Below are 22,433 nucleotides of genomic sequence, written 5' to 3'. Positions count from 1 at the left end.
CATTCTTTTTTGTAGAGAGTGTTATTTAATATTCTTTAACTAAAGAAATTCTTGACAATCAATATGTATAACTCTGGCTAATCTGACCACAATAACAATACAACATGTATCAATGATAGGATGGGTGTTATGAGTATACCAATTTTGAGAGATGAAACATTTATACAAGAGTATGAGGAAGCAATCAAAACCCCGTCTCAGTTAGCAGATTGGCAATTATTTAAGCAATCTTATCAAATTGCTGAAACCATGAAAGTACCTAGTTTCAAAGATCTTGTCGCACCTAAGTTTTTACCACATTTAGAATTTTTACCACATCAAATAAAATGTGCTGAAAAAGTCATTCAACATATGAACGGCAAAGCCTTGTTAGCAGATGAGGTTGGCTTAGGGAAAACAATTGAAGCTGGTTTGATTTTAAAAGAGTATATGTTAAGAGGTTTAGTTCAAAAAGTGCTTATTTTAGTTCCAGCTTCACTTGTTAACCAGTGGGCATTGGAATTGAATCAGAAATTTCTAATCCCTACAGTGACGTCTGGAAAACGTGTCGATTGGCAAAATACTAATATTCTGATTAGTACATTAGATACAGCTAAATCAGCTAGGCATCGTCAAACAATTCTTGAACAGGACTATGACTTTGTTATTGTCGATGAAGCACACAAATTAAAAAACCATAAAACAAAAAATTTTCACTTTGTCCAACAGTTATCCAAAAAATATTGCCTGTTATTAACCGCTACACCTGTTCAAAATAAATTAACCGATATCTTTAATTTAATCAGTCTATTAAAACCAGGCTATCTTGGAACTTATGATGACTTCATCAAACAACATCGAGAAGAAAAACGAAAAGTGGATGAAGATCCTTATTTAAAACAATTAATCAGTAAAGTAATGGTCCGTAACCGAAGAGCTGATACAGGAGTTCATTGGACAAAGCGTGAAATTGAAACCATTTGGGTGCCTTTTACAGACCAAGAGATGGATACTTATCATCATGTTGAACGATTTTTTAAACATAACACGGCTATTTCTGCCATCACCTATGTAAGGGAATTCTGTAGCTCTCGTGAAGCTTGTTACCTTTCCATAAAAAAATGGGTGCAGCAACAGGACAACGTTGAACTTCCAGAAACAAACGAATTATTATCATCTATTGAGCAACTGCCACATCACGCTAAAGCATTAAAATTAGTAGAGTTACTCAAATCATCAGATGAAAAATTCATTGTATTTACAGAATACCGTGCTACCCAAATTTATTTGCAGTGGCTCTTACAACAAGAAAAGATTCCATCTGTCATTTATCGAGGGGGATTTAAAAAAGGCAAAAAAGATTGGATGCGTCAGTTGTTTCAACATCACGCACAAGTTATGATCGCAACAGAAGCTGCCGGAGAAGGAATAAACCTTCAATTTTGCCATCGTTTAATTAACTATGATTTGCCTTGGAACCCAATGCGTCTTGAACAAAGAATTGGAAGAATCCATCGCTTTGGCCAGGAAAACGATGTAAAAATTTATAATTTTGCCTTAAAAAATACAGTGGATGAACATGTAATGAATTTGTTGTACAATAAAATTCATTTATTCGAGAATGTCATCGGTAATCTTGAACAAATTCTAAGTGATTTGCATCTTCCCAATCTAGAAAGAGAAGTAGAACAGATTTTTGAAGAGTCTAGATCGGTTGGCGAATCTAAAATAAAGTTAAACAATTTAACATCTGTGATTCAATCTTATCAACAAGCCGACGAAGCCAAGGAGAATTTACTATGATTACTAATTTACACAACTTCTTACATCAATACTTTACCATTCATGATTGTGAAGTTCTTACAGAAAACCAAACGGAAATGACAATAAGACTTAATCGTGAATTAGATCAGGTATTAATGAATCGCCCCTTTTATTGGCACTATATGGACAAAATCGGCCGTCAAGGAGAACCGATGTCCTTATATTTAGATACAAGCACAGAAAATAAAGATAACAACAGAGAATGGATTCATTTTGGAAGTCCACGTCTTCAACAAATATTCCATCACATTAAAACAAATGCCCGTTTCACCATTTTATATGAAGAAACTGATGGTGATACAAAAACTGCACTACATCCTTGGTTAGTTACTAATATTATGGTTCATTATTGCGGAAAACAAAAAAAAGAATCCGTCCATTCAATTGGAGTTCAATTAATTAATGGTGTGATGAAAACTGATATGATGAACCATATGGATGGATTATCAATGGATCGTAGAATGAGTGATTACAGTTTTACTATCTCACCCATTATAAAACCTGTTAGTGGGTTTAGAAGGATTTTTCACTATTTGGAAAATGAGTTACTTGAAGAAGATATGGGTTGGGTAAAACAATCCACAGATGCTTTAAATGAAGAAATACAATTACTGGACTATTTCTTTCATCAACAGGAAGAAAATAAAGAAATTCTTGAGAAAGAACAAGAAAGACTAACCGAACGCTTACAACCCCGTATTGAAATAGAAATTATTAATGCAGGACTGTTTTATTTGACTGAAGAAGCCAGTCAACTTATTATAAAAGACTAAAACATCAGTAGCTCTGACTACTGATGTTTTAGTCTTTTCTTTTTTGAATGAAAAGCCGAAACGCAAATGGCAACACACCGAACCATTTATTAGAGTATGTTATCTCCTGTTGTTTTCTTTCGTCTTTTAGTTTTTTCCGTTCATCTTTCGGTGTATCCATATATTTCACAATTCTTTGTGTCATGTATTTCACATATTCATTGCTAGCCAACAGAATCACACCTTTATCATTTTACTGTCATTTTTTCCAACAATCATTTTTTTATGCATTGATTTGTGAAATAATTTCAGTGGCTATTTCCTCAACACTTTTACTATCTGTATATATTATGTAATCTGCCACTTCAAAATATTTTGGTAATCGCTCTTCCAGTAGCTTTTGTTTATCTCGTGATTGATTGTTCCATATCGGACGTGAATGGTCCTCCACTAATCTTCGTTCTATTTCTTCCCAGGACGTTTGCAGAAAAACAACAGTCCCATTCGTTTGTAACCATTCCCGGTTTACTTCTTTTTCAATTATTCCCCCACCTGTAGCAACAATTGTCTTTTTTATATTTGTTTGATGTAAAATGTTTGTTTCGTATTCTCTGAATGTTTCTTCCCCTTTTTCTTTAAATATGGATGGTATGTTCATCTGATAATAGTCCTCAATCATTTGATCAGTATCTTGAACAGTCCATTTTAATTCTGATTGCAGATGTGTTGCAATACTTGTCTTTCCACTACCCATAAAACCGACTAAATAAATGCTTCTCATATTTAACGTCCTCCACATTTTTTGAAAACTTTTTTGTATTTTGCAGGAATTAACCAATTGATGTCGAATATAAGTATTGTACCATGATAAAAAATGGAGGTGAATGATTATTTGAATAATGCTTCAGCCATATCCAATCGTATTCTTCAGGCTGCGATCGAGGCTCATGCCTCAGATATCCACTTTATCCCCCAAACTAGTGATATCCAAATTTTCTTTCGATGCAATGGTAAGCGAAATTTTCACACGTCATTAACCAAAAAACAATATATGATGATCATTTCTTATTATAAGTTTACAGGAAAAATGGATATTGGTGAAAATAGAACTCCACAGCAAGGAACAATTCATTACCAATACCAGAATCAAACATATTCATTGCGTTTATCTACATTACCGGCTAATAACTTAGAAAGCTTAGCTATCCGGCTTTTACCCCAACAAAACACACATTCCTTGCATCAATTATTTTTGTTTCCTCAACAACTCCAAATCATTCAAAGTTGGTTATATTTTCAATCAGGTCTCGTTTTACTTACAGGTGCTACAGGATCAGGAAAGACGACAACTTTATATGCTATTATCAAAGCATTTATGGAGACAAATCACTATCAAACAATAACGTTAGAGGATCCAATCGAGAAACCATTAGATAATGTGTTGCAAGTACAGATTAATGAGAAAGCAGGTATGACGTATGATGTGGGTTTAAAAGCAGCATTACGACATGATCCAGATATTATAATGGTTGGGGAGATTAGAGATCAAACAACTGCGAAATTTGCTTTCCGCGCTTCGAATACAGGACATTTAGTTTTATCAACATTACACGCCAACAGTGCACAGGGTACGATTCACCGACTGCTCGAAATGGGCATCAAACCGATTGATATAGAACATAATTTAATGGCGGTGGCTTCCATGCAATTATTATCACTTGATTTAAGCAAACTGGCTAACCGAAGAGCAGCAATACTAGAAATTTTGGAACTACAGCATATTCGTCAAATACTTCAGGAGAAACCTTGCGTTGAATCCTTTCGTTTTGATCATTTAAGGAGAAAAGCCTATGCTTATGGTTTTATCAAAAATCTTTAAGTGGAAACATAAACTTTCCACTCACGATCAATATCAGATATTATACCGTTTTGAACAACTATTTCGCCATGGTTACAGTCTTAATGATGCTTTGGATGTTTTAATGTGGGATAAACAATACACTGCGATTGTAACTACGATTAAAAAAGCTTTAGAGCGTGGAGAAACTTTTACCGAAACGTTAGAACAAGTGCACTTTAATCCAGAAATAATCAGTTTCTTAAACATTGCAATTCAACATGGCAACCTTTCAAAAGGATTACAGCATTGTTGTCAAATGCTGAAGCAACGAAAAGAATTTATGTCGAAACTGAGCAAACTTTCACGTTATCCACTTTTTCTCTTCATTTTCTTTTTATTGATTCTTTACTTCATGAAAAATTCGATCTTTCCATCATTTTCACAATTACTTGGTTCTAATAAAAATATCACGGGTGTCTTTCAAAATGCAGAAATTGCCATTAACATGATTTATTATGGTACAATTTCAGTTTTATTGTTGGCCATTTTTCTAACCATATGCAGCATCACTATGAAACAACAGATAACGATCGAATCAAAGATCCAACTTATTATACGAACCCCAATTTATAGCAAATACAAGAGAATGCAGATCACTTATCTATTGGTTACTCACCTTTCCAGTTTGCTAACAAGTGGACTCACCATAAAAGATAGCTTAGATGTCATTAAATCAGAACAAAAAGCTGATTTGATCCATTACTATGCCACTATCATTAGTGATCATTTAGCAAAAGGCTATGACTATTCCACCATATTACCCCAGTGCCAATTATTACAAGATCAATTAACCCAAATAATGTCGAAAGATCGAAATCAAGACCAGCTTCAAAAAGAACTTAACATTTACGCAGAACATTTAATTTTATCAATCGAAAGTTATCTAAAAAAGTGGATCAGTTTTTTACAACCATTTTTATTATGTATTTTAGCTGTATTTATTGTTTTTGTTTATTTAGCTTTAATGCTGCCGATGTTTGACTATATGAATTACATGTAAAAGGAGAACAAAATAATGAAAAATAATAAAGGTTTTACCTTGATAGAAATGTTAATTGTCCTAGCTGTGATAAGTATCCTGTTAATTTTATTTATACCTAATTTAGCGAATAAAAGTGAAAATATAAATGAACAAGGTTGTGATGCATTGTTACAAATGGCCGAGAATCAATTAATTTCATATGAACTGGATAATGGAAATAAGCCTGATAACCTTAGTGAATTAGAAGGAGAATATATTGAAACATTACAATGTGATAATGGTAACACTATTATAGAATATAACAATGCAAAAGATGGCTTAAGAACGCGGGAAATCAATTAAGATGTTTTATAATCATAAAGGATTCACCTTAACAGAACTTTTAATTGCGTTGGCTTTGAGCTCCCTTATTCTAGCTATAAGTGGCAGTTATGCAATAAGGACGTATGAAACCCTACAGTACAAACAGTTTATCAAACAATTTCATCAGGACATTCTTTATTTACAGCAACTCTCGCTCTCTCAGAATGATAATTTTTATCTTCATTTTGACCGGCAACAAAACCGTTATCTCATTCGTCAGGGTGGATTTGGAACTAAAGTATTCGTTCGTACTTATCCGGAACATTGGATCGTGGAACCAAACACTCTGGATCTCCCCATTGAATTTTCTCATAAAGGTAATATAAAAAAGCCCGGTACCATGCGAATTAAAACAAAGTTTCAAACTTTTTATATCACATGCCCATTCGGCAAAGGCAGATGTTATGATGCAACGACATAAAAACCAAGCAGGTTTCTACATGTTAGAGACCCTGCTTTCCATTATGATTTTTTTCACAGCTTGTCTTACTTTATTGCCGATTCAACATCAGCTAATAATCGAGAAAAAACTTATCAGAGAAGAGGATAAAGCAACCTATTTTCTCTCCAACAAAATGCATGAAGCGTTGTTAGGAAATTCAATCCAAGGTTCGGAAATATACAAAGATATTACTAATTCACCATTGACCCTAACTATCACATATTCAAGCTCATTGATAGAAGGATGTGTCAGCTGGAATAATGTTAAACAAAAGAAAACAACGATATGTCAATATGCAATGCCTCAATGAAAGAGGTTATATATTGCTGGAATCATTACTGACGCTTCTATTCTTATTTATATTAGTATCATGGTACACACAGATTTTACTTATGTGGACACATGATGAAAAGGAACAGTTGCCAATGGTTTATCATTTTCATCATGTAATCGAATTTGAATCCCAGACAGCCTTATCGATTGAAACAAAAAATAATCAGCTTCATTTTATGCAAACCAATGGTGATTTAGTCACTATCTCCTATCACAATGATAAAATACGCAGGCGAGTTAATAGCCGTGGACATGAAGAAATATTACGGAACATAAAAGACTTTAACTTAACAGACAGTGGAGATGATATTGCTATAGAACTTATTACAGATAGTGGTGAACAAATTGAAAAAATATTACTCAAAAAAGCTCAGGAATGAGAAAGGATATATTTTTCCATTAACAAGCTTTTTCATTTTACTATTATTGTTATTTACGTATCATCAGATTCAACAAATCCAAAATCAGAAAAGAATACACCAGTTAAATGACGAACAGTACAAATTGGAAATGCTCTATCAGAAAGCATATGCATCTATACTTGAAGAACAGGAAGCACCACCCTATTCTTATACATTTCCTGATGGAACTATAAATATCACAATACCCACAAATGAGCAGGACCGGAATATATATATAATTAAAATGAGCACGGATACAGGTGGCTATAGAGAAGTACATGTTGAAATTCCTGATTAAATGTATAAAATGTTCTAAATTCAAACATATTATGAATAAAGAAGAAAAATTTTATTTTAACAACTTAGAATAATTTACATTTTTGCAATACTCGTATATAATATGTTTGATACATAGTGATTTAAAAAGGAGGGGGAACAATGGATCGAGTTTTCCGTATGCTTGCTTTTTGGACAGGTATATTCACAGTAATGTTTTATGTTGGTGATATGGAAACAATGGCATATTTATTCCTTGCACAAACGATCTTTTTCCTTGGTGTCGGGTATTTAAAATTGTCTGAAAGAATGTATATGTACTTATTTGCTACTTATTGCACAGTTTTCTTTATAGGCTTTACCTTCTATACCAACTTCATTCTTGTTCCTGGTTTTGGTCATTAAATGACAAACGCTCTGATCTTTTAGGATCAGAGCGTTTTGACTATGATTGAACGAATGGATTCGTTTCTTTTTCTTTTTTCACACTCGTTTCCGAACCGTGGCCAGGATATACGATATACTCGTCCGGTAAAGTATAAAATTGCTCTCTGATACTCTCCTCCAATTGTTCAAAACTTCCTCCCGGTAAATCAGTTCGACCGATTGCTCCAGCAAATAAACTGTCTCCACCAATAACAAATTGCTCATCATGAAAGACGAAAGCTACCCCACCTGGTGAATGACCAGGTGTATGACGAATTTCTATGGACATACTTCCAAATTGATACACTTTATTATGCAGAAAATGGTCAGCTTTTTTTGCCTTTACTTGACCGACATCAAATAATGATGACCCATTCAGGTTTGGATCTTCTAACCATGTGCTCTCCAGTTCATGAATATATACAGGGATTTGGTAATGATCTCTAACATGCTCTAATGCACCTATATGATCAAAATGTGCATGTGTTAATAGAACAGCAAGGGGCTGCACTTCCATTTCTATAACTTTATTGATAATCTTATCTCCATCACCAGCAGGATCGATGATAATGGCTTGTTCTTCGAATGATACTATATAGCAGTTGGTTGCTAATGGACCTAAAGGCATCTGCTCTACTCTCATATTATGTACGACTCCTTTTCCTCTATATTTTAATAGACAAATCGTTCTTTTTGTTTTAAAATAAGTATGGATTCACTTTATATACATATTATAACGTTAATAGTTGATAATGAAAAATGAAAATGGATGGAACTTAGGTAAGGGGGATTAAAATGGAATTAGCATTTATTATTCTTGTGGTAGCGATTTTATGTGCCTTTGCAGTGGTTCGTGAATTGAAAACCAAAAATATGTTTGGTGTAGCTTTTGCAGCTATCTCTGTATTAGTATTCGGATTCTTTTCTATTGCAACTCTATATTGGGAATTAATTCGACCATTATTCCAAAGCTAAAAAACGCCTTTATAAAGGCGTTTTTTTGTGTATTAGAAAAACCGGGAAAGCCCACCTGGTCCTTTCGTTTATAAACCAGGATAATGTTCTCTAACCAAGTTAGAAATGATGAAATGTTTTCATCTGCTACGGCAACCGCTTCGGCTGACCGTTTCGCTTTCCGGGGGCATGCTCTTCAGCTAACTTTGAAAAGGAAAACGCTTTTCAAAGTGGATCTTCAGATCACGCTAATTCCCCAGGAGTCGAAACGGTCGGCCTGCGCTATTGTTATGTTCTACAACTTATTATATAGAATCATTTTTGCGTTTACTGCATCATGTAGAACCCTATTTTCTATCGCTATAAAAAGCCAAAATATTAGCTGTCACCATAGGTGTAGAGCCTATCCTTAAAGCGTAGGAAAAATGCGAAGACTCACGGCGCGAGAATGCATGAGCTGAAGATCCATTTTTTAAAATAAAATGAATTTTATTTTAAAAAATTAGCTGAAGCCATGCCCGCGGAAAGCGAAGCATTTTTCCGGAGCTGTGCCCAGCACTCTATACCTTTCAAAACACTCTTTATTTATTTCGCTTCTATAAGACAAAACGCTGTTATACCAAGGATTTTATACTTTCTTTAATTATTAGAAAAGGGATGAACTGATATCAGTTCATCCCTTTATAGCTTATTTATTGCTTTCATTTTCAAAGTCATTGAAACGGAATAGATCTCCGAAAATAATCTCATCTGAGTAATTTAATTCTTTATTAACTTGTTCCTCATATGGTTGGCAAACAGAATCTTCACCTTCACCAGATAATTGATTCGTACTGTCAATCAATTCACCTGATTGGCGGTTATAACATTGATCTTTCGTATAAACATAATCATCTGTAATAAAACTACCATCACGAAGTGCAATAAAATCTTTACGGTCTTCGTCAAATAGATCTGTACCAAATGATAGATCATTACTATCATCAATACCTAATAGATTTAAAATAGTAGGTTTTACATCAATTTGTCCTGCAATTTTAGACATCACTTCACCATCTTGCCCAGGAATATGAACAAAGAATGGTACACGTTGTAATTGCACATGCAGATAATCCGTATATTCTTCTTTATCTAAATATTGCATCATTGCTTTCTTATGAAAATCACTGATACCATAATGATCACCCATTAAAATAATGATGGAATCTTCATATATCCCAGCTTCTTTTAAATAATCAAAATATTCTTCTACAGACTCATCCATATATCTAGCTGTTTGGAAGTAACTATTTAACGTATTGGAATTAGAATCATATTTTTCAATTGTAGCATCTTCTTCATCTAACTCAAACGGATAGTGGTTCGTTAAAGTTATAAACTTTGAGTAATATGGTTCTTCCATTTGTTGCATATATTTAATTGATTGCTTAAAGAAATCCTTATCTTTTAAACCCCATCCTACAGAGTTTTCATCGGTTACTTCATATGCATTTTCATCATAGAAATGATCATAACCTATATTGTCATACATCACATCACGATTCCAGAAACTTTTATTATTTGAATGGAATACAGCTGAATTATACCCATTCTCGCCCATTATTTCTGGTAAGGAATGATAGTCATTCTGTGCGTGCGTAAAGTACACGGCACCTCTTGGCGATGGATATAAAGAGTTTTCCACAATAAACTCAGAATCCGATGTTTTACCTTGTTCTGTTTGATGGTAGAAGTTTTCAAAATAATAACTTTCATCAATCAAACTATTCAAGAATGGTGTAACTTCTTCACCGTGAAGCGTATTATCTATAACAAAACTTTGCAGAGATTCCAGTGAAATAAAAATTACATTTTTATCTTCAGCAATACCATGTAATTCTTCATTACCATCTGTGGTTGTTTCTTCCTTCATATAATCGGAAATCTCAGTTAATTCATTACCATCCGCAAACACGCGTTGTGCTTTTGATTTTGAATGCAATACAGCATCATAAACATGGTAATAAAATACACCTATATTTTTGACTAAATATTCCCGGTCAAATGTTCTCTGGAGCAATTGAGGACGCTCCGCCTCAGCCAATGCATAGTTACCAATTATAAATAAGATTGATAAGGCAAAAGCCATTTTTTTATATCTTTTAGTAAATGATGCTGTTAATTCAGATCCGTATTTCTTCGCCAGAACCCATATGATGATAACATCTAAGAATAACGTAACATCCCATAACTTTAATAAACCTAGTACACTAGTACCAAGGTCAGCAGCATTGCTTCCTTGGAATAAAAGAGGTATTGTTATAAAATCTGAAAAGTTACGGTAAAAAACGATATTAAAATATAATATCACTGATCCTAGAAGTATCCCATATTTAATATATTTCAATTGTCTTCTTTGATTAAAGAAGATACTTAATACAAATATGAAAAAGGCAGTTATAAATGGATTGATTAATAAAATTAACTCTTGCATTACATTTTCTAGTGAAATATCAAATACAAATCGATACACGATATAAGTTTTCAATCCAAATAATAATGCTGCGATTACATATAAAGGCATCTGCAGCTTTTTATTTAACATGTGATTATCCTCCTCAAAATGATTCAACCCTAATTCTATTTTTCTCTCTCTCTATTTATTATAGACGATAAACATCACACAGAAGTTTCATAAATCTTAAAAAAAGTTACAATTAATTTACATTATTCATATAAATCTATAATTGTTAACTATTTTGTAATACTAGATACGCACCACCATAAACTCCTGCATCATTACCTAATTGAGCAATAACAAATTCACAAGCTTCATTTGTACGTGGTAATGTATACTTCCCAAATGCTTTTTTTAATGGTTCTAACAATGCGTTTCCTGCCTTTGAAACTCCACCACCAATTACAATCTTCGCAGGATTAACTGTGATTGCAACAGCAGCCAATGTAAATCCAAGTACATCATATACATGATCTAATAACGCCTTACTTTCTTTATCACCCGCAGCAGCTAATTCAAATATATCTTTTGTCGTAATGACTCCATTTGTGTCTTTTCGCTTCTTCAATGAAATTGCTTTACCTTTAGCTATTAATTCCTCTGCCTGTCGGACAATTCCTGTTGCAGATGTTACAGTTTCAAGACAGCCATTTCTCCCACAATTACATGCTGCACCATTTTGTTCTACAGTTATATGACCAATTTCTGCGCCAGTACCATTTGCACCGCTAACAATCTGGCCATTTGAAATGATGCCTCCTCCAACGCCAGTACCAAGTGTCACTGCTAACATATTTTCGACTTGATTACCTGAACCTTTCCAATTCTCACCTAATGCAGCGATATTAGCATCGTTGTCGACATATACGTTTAAGCCAGATGATTTTTCTAGAATTTCTTTGAGCTGAAAATTTTCCCAGCCAATATTGACTGCTATAGCTACTTTACCCGTTTCTGGCTCAATAAAACCTGGGGCACCTACACCCAGACCTGCGCAACGTTCTTTCTTTACATTTAATTCAGAAAGTTTATTCTCAATCGACGACCAAATATCTTTCGGAACATTTTCCCCTTGATTAGCCAAGTTCGTTGGTATTTCCCATTTTGCAATCAGTTCACCATGATTGGAAATAATTGCATTCTTTACCGTTGTTCCTCCAATATCAACGCCAATTAGTAAGTCCTTCTCCATTATTTCCACCCTTTATTTTATTTTTTCTTTTTCAGTTGTGATGATTATTTTTGCCTGAAGAAACTCATCTTTTGTGATCATCTTCACTTGATACAGTTCATTAATTTCGTCTTCCATTAGTTCTAAATCAGCTAAACGATCACCTATGTAGATGATCGTTCCAAATTTTAATAGTAATTTTCTTAAATCATAGACATTATCCATTCTATATCACCTAAAACATTATACCAAAGACAAGTCTAAAAAGGAATAAAAATTTATTCTTGACGGTCAGGATCTTGTGGATTTAAAAAAGATGGTCGTTTGTTATCGTTTGGTACAGGCTGACGAATTAATACTTGAAGAAAGGCTTTTGCATCAAAGGGCATAAATGGCCAGAAATAACCTATATAAAATGTTTTGAGGTTTGTCAAATATAATATATAGCATGTTACTCCAATAATAAAACCTTTCAAACCAAAAATTGCTGTAATTATGAGTAAAATAATTCTTGTGACACGATTAGCCAAGCTTAATTCATAACTAGGCGTTGCAAAAGTACCCATTACCACAGCAGCAAGATATAATACTACTTCATTTGAAAACCATCCCACTTCAACTGCTATCTGACCGATGATAATCGCTGATACTAAACCTAATGCTGTTGCTAGAGATGATGGTGTATGGATTGCAGCCATTCGCAATACATCGATCCCGACTTCCGCCACTAGAAATTGGACAATTAGCGGTATCAAACCAACCTCTTTGGGCCCAATAAATGCTAATTCTCCAGGCAGTAATCCCATTTCAGTTGATAATAAATAATAAAAAGGCAATAAAAAAATGGATGCGAATACAGCAATAAAACGTACCATTCGCAAATAAACTCCAATAAAAGGTTTTTGACGATACTCTTCTGCATGTTGTAAATGATGCCAAAAAGTTGCTGGTGTTATTATTACACTGGGAGAACCATCTATGATTACTAATATATGGCCCTCATACAAATGTTCTGCTGCAGTATCGGGTCTTTCCGTATATCTGATTGTTGGGTATGGATTCCACGTTTTTCCGCTTAAATACTCTTCAATCGTTTTTTCAGCCATTGGTAATCCATCTACATCTATCCTGTCCAGGTGTTCTTTCAATTTTTCTACTCTGCGTGGATCAGCAATATCCTCAAGATAACAAATACAAATATCTGTTTTTGACCTTCTACCAATTGACGTATATTCCATCCGTAATGATCTATCTCTTACTCTTCTTCTTGTTAAAGCAGTATTAAAAACAATGGTTTCCACAAACCCATCTCTCGAGCCTCTAACAACCCTTTCCAAGTCTGGTTCTTCAGGACCTCTGACGGGATAAGTTCTAGCATCGATCATGATAATACGATTTAATCCTTCTACCACAAGAGCTGTAGGACCTGCTAGTACAAGTTCTGCAGCTTTATTCAAATCCTTTTCCACATCAATTTCTACATAAGGAATGTTTCTTTTAATTAATTTATCCAACGTATGATCTTCTAAATCACCTTCTTCTAACTCTGCTAAAAAACGCATTAGATAATGAAGTATTTCATCTTTCACTAAACCATCAATTAAAAATAATGCCATCTTTTTTCCAGCGTATTCCACGTCTAGGTGAATGAGATCAAAGCTTTTATCAATCTCTAAATAATCATGTATATATTGAACATTTTTTTCATAGTTATGATACAAATGCTTCTCTTGTTCCATGCTCATTCCCTCTTTCTACATCACATTTTATTTTTAGTCTACTCCATATGAGCTGTTTAATGCGGGATGATTTTGGACAAGTTGAAAGCAATAAAATGAGGGATATCATGATTAAATCGAGAAAATTACATATTATTACTTGCTTATTAATGATGTTGGCTTTATTACTATTATTGTTATCGCAACGTACGACAGAAGAAGCAATTACGTATTTTCCACCAGACTCCTCTATTTCATTTTCTGCTGTTGAAACAAATTTAAATTTACTTAGAGAAACAGGGAATGACCAGTACATGGTGAAATGGACAGCCGGAAGCGGTTTAGACAAAGAAATTTATCTTCGACAGGATGTTTCTCTCTTATATATGGATGGTCGTCTGAAAGGAATAAAAGGTTTATGGAAAGAATCGGTGAAAGATATCGAGTTAGAAGTCGTTTTTGAGGAAAGTGATAGTAGTCATTTTCAAGCAATTAGTTTCCATCATGGTGAAATCCATTATCCAAATGATGAAATTAAAAGTATTCAAAGAATGTCGAATGATCATTTATATGTGATTGATTCTCCACATACAGCATTAGAATCGTTTCAAGAACCTAATTCACATATGCAACAAGAATGGAAAGAAACCATTGATAAAACTACATCACAACAGTTGCAATTTGCATGGAAAGACTGGATTGATACAGGAAGCATTGAGATAAATGATTATGATTTGTATCCTTTAACAAGTATCATTCAATTTCAAGAACACCCCATAAGTGGATTGAGTCAAGAAGAAACTGATCGTATTATCGGACAACTTTGGGAAGGACTGTATAAAAACTACATTTTACCTATTGCTAATCAATCCAAAACTAACAATCAAATAATGCCTCTTATTTTGATTGATAAAAATAATGATCATTTAATTGTACTTTTTACTAATGAAGCTAATCAACTAGAAACACTATATCAACAATTATCCGTAGAAAATTAAAGAGCAGAGATTAATTTTCTGCTCTTTGTAATTCTTGGTATAATGCTTGATAACTACTATTTTCGCTGTCCAGATCTAACAATTGCTCCGTGGCATCCATTGCTTTATCATATTCATCTTCTTGTTGATACAATAAAGCTAAATTATACCATGCTTCTTCAAAATCAGACTTTAGATCCAATACTTTTTTTAAGTCACTTTTTGCCTGATCAAATGATTCTAAATGAATGTTTGCAAAGGACTTATAAAATAATAATTCTGCTTCTAATTGCTCTGCATATGGTAAAGTCTCTGTAACAATTTTTGTTACTTCATTATATTGTTCTGCTTCCAGAAGTTGCTGTATTCGCTGTAATTGCAGAGTTTCGTTATACTGTACTTCATCATTGGTTAATCCATATGCCAAAAGTCCAAATATATAAAAAACATAGATCACAATCGCGATAAGCTGTTGCATAAACACTTTTGACTTTGGTAGCATCACAATACCAGAAGCAATAAAACCTCCAATTAACCCACCAATATGTGCTCCATTGTCAACTTGTGGTACAAACACACCAAAAATAATATTCAAAATTATTATAAAGATGACATTCATACCCATTGTCTTGAAAAAAATTCTCGGATTTTTGATTCCAAAGAAAAGCAGTGCGCCGAACAGACCAAATAATGCCCCTGAAGCTCCGGCAGCAATGCTTGGATTTAGCGCAAAGCTAGCCATCCCTCCAGCAATACCGGCAAAGAAATATATGATAATAAACCGAATATTTCCGTAAATTCTTTCTACCAGTGTACCAATAAAATATAAGGCAAGCATATTCAGAGCTAGATGAAGTATACCAATGTGTAAAAACATGGAGGTAATGATACGCCACCATTCTCCCTCTATCATACCTACATTATACTTGGCACCATATTGAATGAGTGTGTCCAGATTTGTTGATCCGCCTCTATACTCCAACAGGAGAAACATCATGATATTAATCGCTATTAAAATATATGAAAGAAACGGTTTTCCTCTATTAAAAACTGCTAAAATTTCTTTTTCAGCAGTTTTATGTATTTGTTGAATTCGATGCTTTAATAACTCTGTTTGATATTCCAATTCTAATAAATTGTCTGGGATAGAAAAAGTTAATGCATGAGTTAGTTGTGCTTTCTGAAAAAATCGAGCAAACTCTTCATCTTGATGTTGACTCCACATATAAACAAACGAAGTATCAATTTTATTAGTTGATACATCTCTTTTCTTGAGATCGCTCCAACTATCTACAGGTTGATATTCAGCAATAAAAATATGATGAAACGAAATATTTTGTTGAAATAACGGTAGTTTGATATTCTGTATAACCTTTTTTTCAACCTGTTGTACAGATACTTCTAGTTCTTTTTTCCAATCATATTGTTTTAATGATACTCTCACTATATCTGTCTTTCTTTTATTTCTCTTCCACAACAAATATTCTTCTTGATTAGAAGAAGTTGTTAAGAGTTCATATTCTTCTTTTTCCATTAAATGAAGTACCAGTTTATTTTGGACAAATTGGTTTCTGATAAACATGTCAACACCTGCCTCATCACTATTCTTATCTTATCATGAATATTAGTAGTTAGAATAATAATAAGGATTAGAAATTTACTTAAACATAGAACCTATCATTTTATTACGGATAAACGGGATGTTCATTGCTATTCGTACTCCCCACCTTCTTAGTATCGGTACTCTTATGACCATACTCATAATACTGTTACGCAATACATATCCAATGGTTCCAATTGCAGTCAAAAAGAAAAAAACTTTTGATACCTTCATCATTATTCACTCCTAGTGTTTGTTATCAAAAGTATTTTCTTCTTTGAAAATATTATGTATGATTACAGTAAATTTTACCGAAGTTTGATATCAGAATATCGACTGGTTTATCGTGTGTTTCCGGAATTATCGTTTCAACAATCTGAAAATCTGCTGCGAGCGACACAGTAGCACCTGTATAGCATTGTAAATAGCGATCATAGAAACCACCACCATACCCTATCCGAAAACCTTGCTTATTAAATACGACGCCTGGTACAATCATTAGGTCAATTTGATTTTTCTCGATACATAATGCATCTGATATGGAAGGTTCCCAAATATCAGTCCAGACATTTTCTAACTCGTCTCCTGCTTGATATTGATAAAACGCCATTGAGTTGTTGTGTGGATTGGATTTTGGAATTACGATCCTTTTTCCTTGCTGCCAAGCTTTATTGATTAAATATTCGGTATCCCACTCTAATCCTTTGGAAATCGTTACACCAATAGTCTGTGCCTGATCCCATACATCTGTCTGCATTAATTTCGTATGAATAGAATGCTCGATAAATTTCCTATTCATGATTAGTTTCCATCGCTGCAATGTATTTTTCCGTTGCTGTTCCTTTATAAATGGTAAACTTTCCATCAATCTGCACCGCCTAATTCACTTTAATTGTGTGATCACTATTATAATTGGATAGAATAGAACTATCATGAAAGAAGAATCTATACCAAATTAAACACGAATTCAATACGTCTACAAGACCTTCCTCCTAGTATTGCACGAGCACACCCAAAACTTTGTACCTTCCATTATATAAGAAAAACTCTTACCAATATTTTGTGGTAAGAGTTTTTCCATTCATTTGATTATTTGGTTTCACGGTGTAACGTATGTCGTTTCAAGCGTGGGCTATATTTTTTAAGCTCTAAACGCTCTGGATGTTTACGTTTATTTTTAGTCGTAATATACGTACGGTCACCTGTTTCAGTACAAGCTAAAGTAATGTTAACGCGCATGGTTTTCCCTCCAAACTAAATCATACATCATTCTTTTCAAAATCGAACCATTACCTAGAATATAATAGCAAAAAGCAGCGATAATTTCAAGTATATGTTTTATTATAATCTAAAATATGGTATAACTGTATATGTAGATAATGGTCAGAATTAGGAGGAAAGTTATGTTTTATGCAATAGGTACTGTAATTATTATAGCTATAATATTATGGGTTTTATCTTTTTTTATGCAAGATAAATTTAAACAATTAGAAGATCAACTGGAGCAATTCTCCATTTCTTCTTTACAAGAAACATATCAATTAAAAAAGAAAATAAATATTTTGGAAGAAGAATTATTGATTGATGATTTCTCAGTTGAACAAACTATAAACTCTGCTAATACGCAACAAAGTCCAATAATGAGAAAAGTGAAAGATTTATATAATCAAGGACAAGATACAGATTATATTGCAGAACAACTTAATATGAATGAATATGATGTCATATCCATCATTAAACAATTTTAAACTAGCCTAAAAGAATGAGGGATTACTTTGAAGCAAATCATTAGAGCCTTTTCTCTTGGATTATTAGTTGCAGCTGTCATAATAGGTGTTATATTTTATGTAGAGAAACCGGAACAAGCGCAATCTACTTATACTCCCACTATTAATGAATCTATTAAAAAAATAGAAGATGACGGCTATTATGTATATGAAGAAGATTTAGAAGCAAAGGTAGATCAGTTAGAACAAGAAATAGAAGATTCACAACAAAATACTAGTGAACTAGAACAAACGGATGAAACAGTAGTGGAAGAAGCAACAATCATGATAGAATCAGGTATGACATTCCCAGAAATTGTCGATTTACTAGATGAAAATGAACTAATTTCTGATGAGGATGCGTTCGTCACTTATATGGAAGAAAATGAGCTGAGTACATTTATTCAGACAGGGGAATTCAACCTTAATAGCGGAATGTCGGTGGAAGAATTGGTTAACACTTTAACACGACAAACAGAGGAGTAGATAACTTAAACCTACTCCTCTTTCTTTGTTTTATTTTAGTTATTTAAGTCTAGTGATTCACCTTTTACTAAATACATAACGTCTTCTCCAATATTTGTTGCGTGATCACCAATTCGTTCTACATACCTACCACTAAATGCCATTTGCATGATATGTTGGATTTTTTGTGGATTTGTTGCGGTCTCTTCTAATAATTCACGCAACATGGTGGAATACATATTATCAACAACATCATCCAAACTGGCTAATTTCCTTGCTAAAGTGATATCTTCATTTTCGTATGACAATATTGCTAAATCGATCATTTCTACTGCTATTTTTTTCATTTCCTGAATAGAGGGATGTACTTGAATACCGTGGTTCTCTCCTAAGTGAATAGCAGATTTTGCCACATTTTTTGCGTTATCCGCCATACGTTCCAGATCATTTGAAATTCGAAGAGCTACAACTAATCTGCGCAAATCTGTCGCAACAGGTTGTTGTCTTGCTATCAATACAATCGCTTCTTCATTAATTTTCATATCCAAGTCATCAAGTTCTTTATCCTTTTGAATGACCTGTTCTGCTTGTAATACATCTGCTTCATATAAGGTGTCGATAGCTGCTTTCAATTGTTCTTTTGTTTTCTTTGCTAGTTCAATTATCAGTTCCTCTAGATGTTGTAACTCACCTTGGAATGCTTCTCTACCTACCATCTTGTACTCCCTTTCCCTATCATTTCTTGATATGATACATTTTAATATTCTGCTGACTTACCCAAAACGACCAGTAATATAATCTTCCGTACGTTTATCTTTAGGATTTGAAAAAAGTTGATCTGTTTCCGAAAACTCAACTACTTCACCATTCAGCATAAAAACAGTTTTATCAGAAATTCGTGCTGCCTGTTGCATATTATGAGTAACAATGATTATCGTATACTTTTTCTTTAATTCCTTAATTAATTCTTCCACTTTTAATGTGGAAATAGGGTCTAAAGCTGATGTAGGTTCATCCATTAAAATAACATCTGGCTCTATCGCTAGACAGCGGGCTATACAAACTCTTTGTTGTTGTCCACCAGAAAGTCCATAGGCATTTTGATTTAAACGATCTTTTACTTCATCCCAAATGGCAGCACCTCTTAAACTATTCTCCACAATTTCATCCAATAACGATTTCTTTTTAATTCCATGGATTTTAGGACCATAAGTTACGTTCTCATATATTGATTTTGGAAAAGGATTAGGTTTTTGAAATACCATCCCAACTTGAGTGCGTAGATCTTCTACTTTCATAGAATTATCTAAAATATTTTTCCCTTTATACGCTATTGTGCCTGTTGTCCCTACACCGGGTACAAGCTCAACCATGCGGTTTAATGTTTTAATATAGGTTGATTTACCACAACCTGAAGGGCCGATAATTGCTGTTACCTCATTTTCCGTAACTTCTAAATTAATATCTTTTAATGCATGGGTTTCGGAGTACCATAAGTTTAAATCTTTTGTATCGTAAACAACACGTGGTTGTTCTGTTTTACTTTCAGTTGTTGTATCATTATTCTTCACGTCAATCTGAACTTTCTTTTGAGTAGTTATACTCATTTTCCCCCACTCCTTAACATTGGTCTTGTTGAATAACAGCAACATTCAATCTGTTAATTTCTTTGATGGTATTTATTTCGAATGATAATTGCTATAGAATTTAATATAAACAAAATTAGTAATAATATAACAATAGTTGCAGCAGCTAAATTGGCATATTCAGCAACTAATGATGAATCAAGCGTCCAATAATAAATTTGCATTGGTAGTGCTGTAAATGTATCTAATAAACCTTGCGGAAAAGGAATTAATAATGCTGGGATCCCTAATACTGTCAAAGGTGCTGTTTCCCCAATTGCCCGTGACAACGCTAGAATGGAACCAGTCAGAATACTAGGTAAAGCAGCGGGTAGAATGATTTTTCGAATGGTCTGCCATTTGGTTGCGCCCATGCCATAAGAAGCTTCAGATAAATGGCCAGGAACAGCTCTTAATGCTTCCTGAGCAGATACAATGAGTATCGGTAAAACAAGTAATGCTAAAGTTAAACCACCTGCTAATACCACATTCCCTAAATCCATTAGTCGAACAAAAGCTGTTAACCCTAATAAACCATAAACAATGGATGGTACTCCAGCTAGATTAGCAATATTCGTTTCGATAAATGATTGAATTTTACCTTTTTTTGAATATAACTCTAAATAAATGGCTGAACCTACTCCTATAATTAGTGTGACAGGAATAACAACTACCATTACCCATAATGTACCAAGAATAGCTCCCATAATACCTGCTTTGTCAGCCTGTGTCGATAATCGACTGGTTATGAATTCCAAATCTATCCATTCTAAACCTTGGATGAGTACCCGGATGATTAATATAGCAAGTACAACTAATCCAAATAATGTAGAGAGGAAAAATATTGACTTCCATATACTATTTTTACGTAAACGTGCGTTCATTTTATTATTTTGGTGTAAGGCTTCTAACTTTTCCATTAATATTCCTCCCTGAATTTACGAGAGACATATTTTGCTAATAGATTCATTATCATCGTAAATACAAATAACGTTAAAGCAACAGCGTATAAACTATAATGTAAAGTTGATCCAGCGGGAGCTTCTCCACCAGAAACTTCCACGATAAATGCTGTCATTGTTTGCATTGATTCTGTGATATCAAAGCTAAAGTTTTTCGAACTACCACTTGCTATTGTTACAATCATAGTTTCTCCGATCGCTCTCGATATAGCTAACACGAATGAGGCTATGATTCCTGAAAATGCAGCTGGAATAACAACTTTCACGGTTGTTTCTAATTTTGTTGTTCCCATTGCTAGCGAACCTTCACGAATCCCGTTAGGAACTGAAGTCATTGCATCTTCAGAGAGAGATGCAATCATAGGAATAATCATAATTCCCATTACAAGCCCAGGACTTAGAATATTTGTTGCCTCTAACTGTGGCCAAAAAGTGCGAATTAAAGGAGTAACAAAAGTGAATGCAAAAAAACCATAAACAATTGTTGGAATACCGGCCAATATCTCTAATAATGGTTTTATAATTCTTCTTACTTTATCTGAAGCATATTCACTTAAAAAAATAGCCGACATTAATCCAATCGGACCTGCAACAAGAATCGCAATAAGTGACGAAATAATTGTTCCATTTAATAAAGGTAAGATTCCGAATTCAGGATTTTGACTAAGTGGCTTTAATTCAGTTCCAGTAAAGAAATCTAATATTGGAACTTCCATAAAGAAATGAACTGCTTCGCTAATTAGTGTATATAGTATTCCGATAGTAGTCAGAACCGTAATTGACGCAAGCAAGAAAAGAATGGTGGGAACTAACTTTTCCATATAATTGTTTATACTTTTCTTTTTCTTGTTTTTGGCAATCAATTCACTGACATTAACAGCTTTGTTTACATTTGAATCGCTGTTCGTTGCCATTTCTTGGAGCACTCCTTCTTAAACTCACAATAAGATGAGAGCATATGAAGCCCCCATCTTATTGAAGCCATTATATTAATGATAATTAGTACATACTAATCTTACT

Annotated in this window: 29 protein-coding genes; 14 read left to right on the top strand and 15 right to left on the bottom strand. The window is 33.7% G+C overall.

Features of this window, described 5'->3' with window-relative positions:
- Positions 1–129 precede the first annotated feature (129 nt).
- Together BM121_RS09165 and BM121_RS09160 are read left to right on the top strand one after the other, a co-directional pair.
- Positions 130–1,782: a DEAD/DEAH box helicase gene (locus BM121_RS09165; RefSeq protein ID WP_091483337.1), complete on the top strand. Its 1,653-nt coding sequence runs from the start codon at positions 130–132 to the stop codon at positions 1,780–1,782.
- Positions 1,779–2,576: a YqhG family protein gene (locus BM121_RS09160; RefSeq protein ID WP_091483336.1), complete on the top strand. Its 798-nt coding sequence runs from the start codon at positions 1,779–1,781 to the stop codon at positions 2,574–2,576. Before BM121_RS09165 ends, BM121_RS09160 begins: the two co-directional genes overlap by 4 nt.
- 28 nt (positions 2,577–2,604) lie before the next feature.
- Here the strand turns inward: BM121_RS09160 and BM121_RS09155 are convergent, their stop codons facing one another.
- Complete coding sequence (locus BM121_RS09155; RefSeq protein ID WP_425432223.1) at positions 2,605–2,796, bottom strand: YqzE family protein; 192 nt, start codon at positions 2,794–2,796, stop codon at positions 2,605–2,607.
- 42 nt (positions 2,797–2,838) lie between these two features.
- Positions 2,839–3,336 carry a shikimate kinase gene (locus BM121_RS09150; RefSeq protein ID WP_091483334.1) on the bottom strand — a complete coding sequence of 166 codons (498 nt, stop codon included), beginning with the start codon at positions 3,334–3,336 and terminating at the stop codon, positions 2,839–2,841.
- Positions 3,337–3,447: 111 nt separating this feature from the next.
- On the opposite strand from BM121_RS09150, the gene comGA reads away from it, so the two are divergent.
- From comGA to BM121_RS09110, 8 genes are all read left to right on the top strand, one after another.
- Positions 3,448–4,434, top strand: a complete 987-nt coding sequence (comGA, locus tag BM121_RS09145) for a competence type IV pilus ATPase ComGA (RefSeq protein ID WP_091483333.1) — start codon at positions 3,448–3,450, stop codon at positions 4,432–4,434.
- Positions 4,406–5,455 (top strand): competence type IV pilus assembly protein ComGB, encoded by a 1,050-nt coding sequence (gene comGB, locus BM121_RS09140; RefSeq protein ID WP_091483332.1) that lies wholly within the window; start codon positions 4,406–4,408, stop codon positions 5,453–5,455. Before comGA ends, comGB begins: the two co-directional genes overlap by 29 nt.
- Before the next feature lie 15 nt (positions 5,456–5,470).
- Entirely contained in the window at positions 5,471–5,779 is a 309-nt protein-coding gene (gene comGC / locus BM121_RS09135; RefSeq protein ID WP_091483331.1) for a competence type IV pilus major pilin ComGC, read from the top strand.
- A 1-nt stretch (position 5,780) separates the two neighbouring features.
- The gene (gene comGD, locus BM121_RS09130; protein ID WP_091483330.1) at positions 5,781–6,221 is read left to right on the top strand and encodes a competence type IV pilus minor pilin ComGD; all 441 of its coding nucleotides are present in this window, start codon (positions 5,781–5,783) and stop codon (positions 6,219–6,221) included.
- Positions 6,208–6,552: a type II secretion system protein gene (locus BM121_RS09125; protein ID WP_091483329.1), complete on the top strand. Its 345-nt coding sequence runs from the start codon at positions 6,208–6,210 to the stop codon at positions 6,550–6,552. Before comGD ends, BM121_RS09125 begins: the two co-directional genes overlap by 14 nt.
- Before the next feature lie 13 nt (positions 6,553–6,565).
- A complete protein-coding gene (locus BM121_RS09120) occupies positions 6,566–6,955 on the top strand; it encodes a ComGF family competence protein (protein WP_175495375.1) in 390 nt (129 codons plus the stop codon).
- Positions 6,921–7,274, top strand: a complete 354-nt coding sequence (locus BM121_RS09115) for a hypothetical protein (RefSeq protein ID WP_091483327.1) — start codon at positions 6,921–6,923, stop codon at positions 7,272–7,274. Before BM121_RS09120 ends, BM121_RS09115 begins: the two co-directional genes overlap by 35 nt.
- Before the next feature lie 140 nt (positions 7,275–7,414).
- Positions 7,415–7,657 (top strand): DUF2626 domain-containing protein, encoded by a 243-nt coding sequence (locus tag BM121_RS09110; RefSeq protein WP_091483326.1) that lies wholly within the window; start codon positions 7,415–7,417, stop codon positions 7,655–7,657.
- Between the two features lie 40 nt (positions 7,658–7,697).
- Here BM121_RS09110 and BM121_RS09105 read toward each other — a convergent pair whose 3' ends face one another.
- Positions 7,698–8,321 carry an MBL fold metallo-hydrolase gene (locus BM121_RS09105; protein ID WP_091483325.1) on the bottom strand — a complete coding sequence of 208 codons (624 nt, stop codon included), beginning with the start codon at positions 8,319–8,321 and terminating at the stop codon, positions 7,698–7,700.
- Between the two features lie 152 nt (positions 8,322–8,473).
- Here BM121_RS09105 and BM121_RS09100 point away from each other — a divergent pair, with 152 nt between their 5' ends.
- On the top strand, positions 8,474–8,653 hold the full coding sequence (locus BM121_RS09100) for a DUF2759 domain-containing protein (protein ID WP_091483324.1): 180 nt from the start codon (positions 8,474–8,476) through the stop codon (positions 8,651–8,653).
- Positions 8,654–9,320: 667 nt separating this feature from the next.
- Here the strand turns inward: BM121_RS09100 and BM121_RS09095 are convergent.
- The 4 genes from BM121_RS09095 to BM121_RS09080 form a co-directional block, all read right to left on the bottom strand.
- Complete coding sequence (locus BM121_RS09095; RefSeq protein WP_091483323.1) at positions 9,321–11,216, bottom strand: LTA synthase family protein; 1,896 nt, start codon at positions 11,214–11,216, stop codon at positions 9,321–9,323.
- Positions 11,217–11,361: 145 nt separating this feature from the next.
- Positions 11,362–12,321 carry an ROK family glucokinase gene (locus BM121_RS09090; protein WP_091483322.1) on the bottom strand — a complete coding sequence of 320 codons (960 nt, stop codon included), beginning with the start codon at positions 12,319–12,321 and terminating at the stop codon, positions 11,362–11,364.
- Positions 12,322–12,333: 12 nt separating this feature from the next.
- Positions 12,334–12,525, bottom strand: coding sequence for a YqgQ family protein (locus tag BM121_RS09085; protein WP_091483321.1), 192 nt, complete (start codon positions 12,523–12,525; stop codon positions 12,334–12,336).
- Positions 12,526–12,578: 53 nt separating this feature from the next.
- Entirely contained in the window at positions 12,579–14,039 is a 1,461-nt protein-coding gene (locus BM121_RS09080; RefSeq protein ID WP_091483320.1) for a spore germination protein, read from the bottom strand.
- 107 nt (positions 14,040–14,146) lie between these two features.
- Between BM121_RS09080 and BM121_RS09075 the strand changes: the two genes are divergently transcribed.
- Positions 14,147–15,016 carry a hypothetical protein gene (locus BM121_RS09075; protein ID WP_091483571.1) on the top strand — a complete coding sequence of 290 codons (870 nt, stop codon included), beginning with the start codon at positions 14,147–14,149 and terminating at the stop codon, positions 15,014–15,016.
- Positions 15,017–15,026: 10 nt separating this feature from the next.
- Here BM121_RS09075 and BM121_RS09070 read toward each other — a convergent pair whose 3' ends face one another.
- The 4 genes from BM121_RS09070 to rpmG all read right to left on the bottom strand — a co-directional run bounded on the left by BM121_RS09070 (position 15,027) and on the right by rpmG (position 17,834).
- Complete coding sequence (locus BM121_RS09070; protein WP_091483319.1) at positions 15,027–16,577, bottom strand: rhomboid family intramembrane serine protease; 1,551 nt, start codon at positions 16,575–16,577, stop codon at positions 15,027–15,029.
- A 75-nt stretch (positions 16,578–16,652) separates the two neighbouring features.
- Positions 16,653–16,829, bottom strand: coding sequence for a hypothetical protein (locus BM121_RS22035; protein ID WP_175495374.1), 177 nt, complete (start codon positions 16,827–16,829; stop codon positions 16,653–16,655).
- Positions 16,830–16,881: 52 nt separating this feature from the next.
- Entirely contained in the window at positions 16,882–17,460 is a 579-nt protein-coding gene (locus tag BM121_RS09065; protein ID WP_091483318.1) for a 5-formyltetrahydrofolate cyclo-ligase, read from the bottom strand.
- Positions 17,461–17,684: 224 nt separating this feature from the next.
- Positions 17,685–17,834, bottom strand: coding sequence for a 50S ribosomal protein L33 (gene rpmG, locus BM121_RS09060; RefSeq protein WP_091483317.1), 150 nt, complete (start codon positions 17,832–17,834; stop codon positions 17,685–17,687).
- A gap of 164 nt (positions 17,835–17,998) precedes the next feature.
- Here rpmG and BM121_RS09055 point away from each other — a divergent pair, with 164 nt between their 5' ends.
- Together BM121_RS09055 and BM121_RS09050 are read left to right on the top strand one after the other, a co-directional pair.
- Complete coding sequence (locus BM121_RS09055; protein ID WP_091483316.1) at positions 17,999–18,343, top strand: hypothetical protein; 345 nt, start codon at positions 17,999–18,001, stop codon at positions 18,341–18,343.
- A 27-nt stretch (positions 18,344–18,370) separates the two neighbouring features.
- Complete coding sequence (locus BM121_RS09050) at positions 18,371–18,847, top strand: endolytic transglycosylase MltG (protein ID WP_091483315.1); 477 nt, start codon at positions 18,371–18,373, stop codon at positions 18,845–18,847.
- Positions 18,848–18,882: 35 nt separating this feature from the next.
- Here BM121_RS09050 and phoU read toward each other — a convergent pair whose 3' ends face one another.
- Genes phoU through pstC form a run of 4 tightly spaced genes read right to left on the bottom strand, consistent with a single transcriptional unit; the run spans position 18,883 to position 22,327 of the window.
- Positions 18,883–19,542: a phosphate signaling complex protein PhoU gene (phoU, locus tag BM121_RS09045; protein WP_091483314.1), complete on the bottom strand. Its 660-nt coding sequence runs from the start codon at positions 19,540–19,542 to the stop codon at positions 18,883–18,885.
- A gap of 57 nt (positions 19,543–19,599) precedes the next feature.
- The gene (pstB, locus tag BM121_RS09040) at positions 19,600–20,433 is read right to left on the bottom strand and encodes a phosphate ABC transporter ATP-binding protein PstB (RefSeq protein ID WP_091483313.1); all 834 of its coding nucleotides are present in this window, start codon (positions 20,431–20,433) and stop codon (positions 19,600–19,602) included.
- A gap of 53 nt (positions 20,434–20,486) precedes the next feature.
- Complete coding sequence (gene pstA / locus BM121_RS09035) at positions 20,487–21,371, bottom strand: phosphate ABC transporter permease PstA (protein ID WP_091483312.1); 885 nt, start codon at positions 21,369–21,371, stop codon at positions 20,487–20,489.
- On the bottom strand, positions 21,371–22,327 hold the full coding sequence (gene pstC, locus BM121_RS09030) for a phosphate ABC transporter permease subunit PstC (RefSeq protein ID WP_091483311.1): 957 nt from the start codon (positions 22,325–22,327) through the stop codon (positions 21,371–21,373). Before pstC ends, pstA begins: the two co-directional genes overlap by 1 nt.
- Positions 22,328–22,433: the final 106 nt, after the last annotated feature.

The sequence above is a fragment of the Gracilibacillus orientalis genome, from assembly GCF_900114645.1.
Taxonomy (GTDB): domain Bacteria; phylum Bacillota; class Bacilli; order Bacillales; family Amphibacillaceae; genus Gracilibacillus; species Gracilibacillus orientalis.
The sequence above is the reverse complement of the archived record's forward strand: the minus strand, read 5'-3'. Positions and strand labels throughout refer to the sequence as shown.